We start from the raw sequence: 7,110 nt of genomic DNA on the forward strand, positions 1-7,110 counted from the left end.
CGTCATCCAAGGCGACTTACAAATGCATATGAGTCAATCAAATGCGTCGGTATTGGTTAATCAGTTAAATGATGACTTCCATCAGTATGTCATTATGCCAATGCGCATATAGTTTATTCTTTAAATGTTAAATGGTAAATAATTAAGGTTGAGAGTCATAATTATTATGGGTTTTAACCTTAAATATGTTGATGATTTTGAGGTTTTAAAGCCTGTAATTTTAAATTTTAATCGAACTTTTGCCTGCGAATATATAATCAGGCTCAATAGGCGGCCGTCGGTATTATGATTGAACGTCTACAAATCTTTCATTTGCGTAATCTAAAGCATATCAATTTATCGCCTGCTGCTTGCAACGTCATTATCGGCGCTAATGGCAGTGGTAAAACCTCGTTACTTGAAGCTATATTCTTGTTATCAAGAGGCAAAAGCTTCCGTCATCATCAGCCTAAACGTTATATTCAACACCATCAAAGTGCTACCACGGTGCATGCCAATCTTAATGATAGTCGTACGCTAGCTATCCAAAAGCAAGCAGATGCGACAACCATTTTACGCCTTAATCAAACCACTGTTTATAACCAAAGTATCTTAACTGAGCAGCTACCAACATTGCTTATAGATCCATCGACGATGGACATGTTAGAGCAGGGTAGTGCCAGCCGTCGTCAACTATTAGATTGGCTTGTGTTTCACATGAAACAAGGCTTTCATCCACAGTGGGTTGCATATCAGCGCTTATTAAAACAGCGTAATAGTTTACTAAAACAACGGCGTCATTTGACTCAGGTTCAGCTTGCCGAGCTCAGAGCTTGGGATAAAGGGCTTGCCAGTCATGCAGCGCTGATTCATCACTACCGTCAAGCTATATTTGAAGCTTGGCAGCCTTATTTTTCTGAGAGCATTGCACAGTTATTGCCTGCTTATGCTGAACAATTAAGCTTAAGCTACGTAGCAGGCTACGATACTAGTATAGCGCTCGATATACAGTTTAATGAGCGCCTAGAGCAGGATTTACAGCTGGGTTATACCCGTATCGGTAACCATCGTGCTGATATTCACGTGCATTGGCGCTCTACAAACCCAATACAGATGCCTAATGAGCACTTAAATTTACCTTTATCAGCGGATTCGACTGTGAAACTGCCTATTTTAAAAGAGCAAGCTGCCAATATATTGTCTCGCGGAGAGAAGAAGCTGTTGATTACAGCGTTACGCTTATCACAGCTACCATTGTTGCTTAAGGCTAAAAATAATAGTGAGTTATCTAGCAGTGACGCTAAGCTAAGGGTTACACCAGTGGTATTACTAGATGATATCACTGCAGAGTTGGATGATAAGGCGATAGAGATTTTATTATCTACCTTAGCACAGCTACCGTGTCAGGTATTTATGAGTAGTTTGACAGACAGTATTTTGCCACTAATAAATGAATATTGGTCAAAACCTAATGTGTTTCACATGAAACAAGGTGATATTTCACCAGTTCAGTAGCTTTTATTAGGGTAATAATATCTTCGTTGTTAATCCTTGTTTTACATCCTTAAGCAACCATTTCCTTTTATGTTTTATCCTCGTTTTATCCCACATTCTGTTACTCAGAAAACGTTCCCTAAACAGTGACTTACAGGCAAAAAAATGCTAAAATAGAGCTTTATTTTTGCCCTATTCTCAGCAAGTTATCTTACCGTTTTATATAGATCTTTATTATTGATTATAAGAACTTAAGTTATTGATAGTTATGGATTTAATTTAATGTTTTTAAGCTTTATAGTTTTAAGAATGATCGCAGTATAGATTAAATAGAGTGTGCTAACCTGACGTATTTTTTAATCTGGTTTTTTACCTATCTATCATTTTTTTAAAAAGCTTAAGCCAACCGTAATAAAGACATAATCTGAGTACAAAAACGATATTTTAGATAGCATCATTAAGTATCACCACTGTGGTGAGCTGATGATAAATAGCTGATAATGGCTAGATCAAGGAATACACATGAGTGATTCATTACCTACCGACCACCAGCAATTAACGTCAGACAGCGCAGTTGAGACTATTGCCGCCGCTGTCGTTCCTGAGGTATTACCCTCTGATTACAGCTCGAAAGACATTCGAGTACTGCGCGGACTAGAAGCGGTGCGCGTGCGTCCTGGTATGTATATCGGTGATACCGATGATGGTACCGGCTTGCATCATATGGTCTTTGAGGTAGTAGATAACTCTATCGATGAAGCGCTTGCGGGCCATTGTGATCAAATTGATATCATCATTCATGAAGATGAATCTGTTAGCGTGATGGATAATGGTCGCGGTGTCCCTGTCGATATTCACCCAGAAGAAGGTGTGTCTGCAGCGCAGGTTATTATGACGGTACTGCATGCTGGTGGTAAGTTTGATGATAACAGCTATAAAGTATCGGGCGGTCTGCATGGCGTTGGCGTTTCAGTCGTTAACGCACTGTCAAAAAATCTTGAGATGAATATCTGGCGTGAAGGCTATCATTATCATCAGACTTATACTGATGGTGTGCCTGATGGCGATATTCAGCAAATGGAAGCGACAGATCAAACTGGCACGCAAATCCGTTTTTATCCTAGCAATGACGTGTTTACCGGTACTATTTTTGAATATGATATTTTAGCCAAACGTTTACGTGAGTTGTCATTTTTAAACTCGGGTGTACGTATTGTACTCACCGATGAGCGTATTGATAAACGTCATGAGTTTGAGCACAAAGGTGGTTTGTCAGAGTTTGTCAGCTACATCAATGCCGGTAAAGATGGCATCAATGATGTGTTCCATTTTATCAGTAATCAAGACGATGGTATTAGTGTCGAAGTGGCATTGCAGTGGACAGATACCTATAATGAAAAGGTATTTTGCTTCACTAATAATATTCCACAGCGTGACGGCGGTACGCATTTATCTGGCTTCCGCTCAGCACTCACGCGTTGTCTTAATACCTATATGGATCGCGAAAATCTCTTCAAAAAAGAGAAAGTGGCTGCAACTGGTGATGATGCCCGTGAAGGCTTGACGGCTATTGTATCTGTTAAAGTGCCAGATCCTAAGTTTTCGAGTCAAACCAAAGATAAACTGGTATCAAGCGAAGTAAAATCGGCTGTCGAATCAGCGATGCATGATAAATTTAATGATTATCTGCAAGAGAATCCAGGCGCTGGTAAATTGATTGCCGGTAAAATCATTGATGCCGCGCGTGCTCGTGACGCAGCTCGTAAAGCGCGTGAGATGACTCGTCGTAAGACTACCTTAGATATCGCAGGTCTACCGGGTAAATTGGCGGATTGCCAAGAAAAAGATCCAGCATTATCAGAGCTATACATTGTGGAAGGGGATTCTGCTGGTGGCTCAGCCAAGCAAGGTCGTAGCCGTAAAACCCAAGCAATTTTGCCACTAAAAGGTAAAATCCTAAACGTTGAGCGCGCGCGTTTTGATAAAATGTTGTCTTCACAAGAAGTCGGTAACTTGATTACTGCGCTTGGTTGCGGCATTGGACCTGATGAATATAACCCTGATAAAGTTCGCTATCATAAAATCATCATCATGACCGATGCGGACGTTGATGGTTCGCACATTAGAACCTTGCTATTGACTTTCTTCTTCCGTCAAACGCCTGAGCTGATTGAGCGTGGTTATATTTATATTGCCCAGCCACCGCTTTATAAAGTCAAAAAAGGTCGTCAAGAGCTGTACCTAAAAGACGATGAAGCGCTTAAAGCCTATTTATTGTCATCAACGATTGATAATACCAAGCTGCATATCAGTGCGGATGCACCAGCGATTACCGGTCAAGCGTTAGAGACATTATTAAACGATTATAATCAAACGCAGCTGATTAAAGCGCGTTTACAGATTCGTTATCCAGCCATCTTATTGGACGCATTGACGCATACGCCGAAACTTAGCACCGATATGACCTATGATAAAGATGCGATGCAAGTATGGAAAGATACGCTACAGACTCAGCTTGAGCACTTTGGTAGTGACTTAAACCCTGAGATTGAGCTGGTTAATATCCATGCACCGCAGCCTAAAAATATGGATGCCGCTGCTGCCGATTTATTAGGAATGAAACCTGTCGTTGCCGTTGAAAAAGGTGATAGCTCTGACGCTGAAGCAGTCGTCGCAAAAGCGCAATGGCTACCACGTATCACTGTTTATGTGCATCAATTGGCGCATCATTACTTGCTTGATGGCAGTTTTGTCAACTCGGGTGAGTATACTAAGCTGCTGCGTTTATCGGCAGAATGGAATACCTTGCTTGATGAAGATGCTTTTATCCGTCGTGAAGCTACTGCAGGTACGACCAAAGATATTCCAGTACGTGACTTTGATTATTTATGGCAGCAAATGATGCTTGATGCGCGCCGCGGTCTAGCGATTCAGCGTTATAAAGGGCTGGGCGAGATGAATGCCGATCAGCTTTGGGATACCACTATGGATCCTGAAAACCGCCGTATGCTACGCGTCAATATCGAAGATGCTATCGCAGCAGATCATATGTTTACCTGCTTAATGGGCGATCATGTTGAGCCACGTCGTATCTTTATCGAAGAAAATGCGTTGACGGTTTCTAACTTAGATATCTAAATGGCATAATATTGTTAATCAATGAAAAACCACCGCTTTTGGCAACCAAGGCGGTGGTTTTTTAACATTAAGCTTGTTTCACGTGAAACTTAATTGAATAAATGCTTTAAATAATGGATATAGAAATGATCGAAGTTATTTTACTAGCTATAGCCTTGGCAATGGATGCGTTTGCGGTATCAATTGGCTTGGGCGCTAAGTCCCAAAAACAATCGTCTGCTTATGTTCTACGTTTAGCTATTTATGCTGCGTTATATTTTGGTATCGCACAAGGTGTGATGCCGCTAATCGGTTATTTATTGGGCGCAGTATTACTAGGCTGGTTAGCGACTGCGGCACCGTGGATTGGTGGTGGCATCCTTATTCTGCTTGGCGCTAAGATGTTATACGAAGCATTTAATGGTGAGGTCGAAGTGCTACTAGAAGACAGTTTCGATGATAACATACAAGAAAAAATCAATCATCATATGATGTTTACATTGGCTATCGCTACTAGTATTGATGCGCTGGCAGCAGGTTTTACCTTAAATTTACTGGCACTTAATGCATGGCTAGCGTGCTTAATCATCGCGATCATCACCGCTGGATTTGGCTTTTTCGGCATTTATTTAGGTAAGTCTTCTGGAACGTGGCTTGAGGACAAAGCTGAGATACTTGGTGGATTGGTATTAATAGCTATTGGCATAAAGGTCATGTTTATCCGTTAATAAGCACCATTATTTGGCTTTGTTTTCTATAATAAAAAGCACCACTTTGATAATCAAAGTGGTGCTTTTTTGTTTCACGTGAAACTATAATTATTTATAACGTTAACTCTTACTTACTCTTCGTCAGTATTAAAACGCCATGCGAGTATACGAGTGCTTTTTTGACCTTGACTCATCTCAATGATGCGCATTTGGGCAACGCCAAGTTGTTTTAACAGCAATTGCAGAGGTTTTACGTTTTCTGATTTGGATACTAAGGTAGTAAACCAACCAACATGCTCAGCAAAGTCTTGACTCTCTTTTGCCATCTTGGTCAAAAAGGCAATCTCGCCGCCTTCACTCCATAACTCTTTATGCTGACCACCAAAATTTAGATTCTGTGCTGCATTGCCAGACTTTGTTGAGCTACGGCTGATTTGTTCGTTTTCATTTTTACCACGATGTCGTTGCAAATTATGCTGCTTACGGCTATTGGCTTCCATCGCTTCTTCCAATGAGGCATGAAACGGCGGGTTACACACCACCACATCAAAGTAATCTTGGCGACCGATGATATTAGCAAAAATGCGCTTAGGCTCAGGTTGCAGCTTTACTTTAACGGCGCTTTTTAACTTAGGATTGGTTTCACAAATAAGCGCTGCGGTATTGACCGATATCGGATCAATGTCTGATGCGGTAAAGCGCCAGCCATAACTTTGACTACCAACAATGGGGTAAATCGCGCTGGCACCGGTACCAATATCAAGGGCATGGATTTCTTTGCCAGTCGGCGGTGTATTATCTTTATTAACATGCGTCGTTTGTGCAAGCAAATCGGCAATATAATGAATATAATCGGCACGTCCCGGAATCGGTGGACATAAATAGCCTTCCGGAATGTCCCAAAATTTAACACCGTAATAATGCGCCAGTAATGCCTGATTAAGTACGCGCACGGATGCACTGTCCGAGAAGTTAATCGTCGGCTCGCCCTTCGGATTGGTGATGGTATGCTTAGCAAGCTCAGGTAAGGCGAGCGTTAATACCGCAAAGTCATAACGACCTTGGTGCGGATTGCGCGGATGCAGCTGACCGAGTTTTTTAGCAGTCTCAGGTGATCTGTTTCTGTGATTATTGGCGGTCGGGCGACGGTTCATAGGCTTACTGGTCATAGTGTCAGGCTTTGATATGTGAATATAATGCGCCATTTTAGCAGATTTCGCGAGTTACTAGCGTCTTATCGGCTACGTAAGATAAGATTTAATCCTAATACTATCATTGCTGTACCCAATACGCGGTCTATCCAATGCTCAAAACGCTGGAATCGACGATGAATGGCAGGAATAGAAAGTAACATCACTACCGTGCTAAACCATGCCATCTGTAAGACCATCATCCATACACCATAAATAGCCAATTGCCAAAGCGGGATATTGGGTGATAATACGAGGGTGAATATCGCTACGAAATACACTGGTGCTTTGGGATTAAAGACATTGCAAAAAAAGCCACGGCGCAGAATGGAAGCAATAGAACTTGTGTCGCTGAATACTTTTTTAGTGGAAATAGCGTTATCAGAAAGCGCTGTGTGTTGATTAAACATAGTTTGCTTAGCAAGCGCATCTTGTGAAACGCCAGCATTTGAATCTTTGGCAATTGCTAAATCTGCTGGATTTTTAGCTTTGGCTTGAATACCTTGCCATCCCAGATAAATAAGATAGCTGCCGCCTAGCCATTTAATAGCGGTCAATAATGGCTGCGAATGAGCAATCAGCGTTGCCAGTCCTAGCACCGAATAGATAATGTGTACGGC

The 7,110-nt window shown here is 41.6% G+C and carries 5 protein-coding genes; 3 read left to right on the forward strand and 2 right to left on the reverse strand.

Going from position 1 to position 7,110, the window contains the following annotated elements; genetic code table 11:
• Positions 1–285 precede the first annotated feature (285 nt).
• From recF to VLN09_RS12180, 3 genes are all read left to right on the forward strand, one after another.
• Positions 286–1,494: a DNA replication/repair protein RecF gene (gene recF, locus VLN09_RS12170; RefSeq protein WP_325246880.1), complete on the forward strand. Its 1,209-nt coding sequence runs from the start codon at positions 286–288 to the stop codon at positions 1,492–1,494.
• A gap of 501 nt (positions 1,495–1,995) precedes the next feature.
• A complete protein-coding gene (gyrB, locus tag VLN09_RS12175) occupies positions 1,996–4,611 on the forward strand; it encodes a DNA topoisomerase (ATP-hydrolyzing) subunit B (RefSeq protein WP_325246882.1) in 2,616 nt (871 codons plus the stop codon).
• A gap of 125 nt (positions 4,612–4,736) precedes the next feature.
• Positions 4,737–5,318 (forward strand): manganese efflux pump MntP family protein, encoded by a 582-nt coding sequence (locus tag VLN09_RS12180; RefSeq protein WP_325246884.1) that lies wholly within the window; start codon positions 4,737–4,739, stop codon positions 5,316–5,318.
• Between the two features lie 113 nt (positions 5,319–5,431).
• On the opposite strand, the gene rlmF is transcribed toward VLN09_RS12180, so the two are convergent.
• Together rlmF and VLN09_RS12190 are read right to left on the reverse strand one after the other, a co-directional pair.
• Positions 5,432–6,469, reverse strand: a complete 1,038-nt coding sequence (gene rlmF, locus VLN09_RS12185; RefSeq protein ID WP_325246886.1) for a 23S rRNA (adenine(1618)-N(6))-methyltransferase RlmF — start codon at positions 6,467–6,469, stop codon at positions 5,432–5,434.
• 65 nt (positions 6,470–6,534) lie between these two features.
• Positions 6,535–7,110 (reverse strand): LysE family transporter (locus VLN09_RS12190; RefSeq protein WP_325246888.1); only part of this gene is annotated, 576 nt, incomplete at its 5' end.

Source organism: Psychrobacter sp., assembly GCF_035469765.1.
In the GTDB taxonomy this organism is placed as follows: domain Bacteria; phylum Pseudomonadota; class Gammaproteobacteria; order Pseudomonadales; family Moraxellaceae; genus Psychrobacter.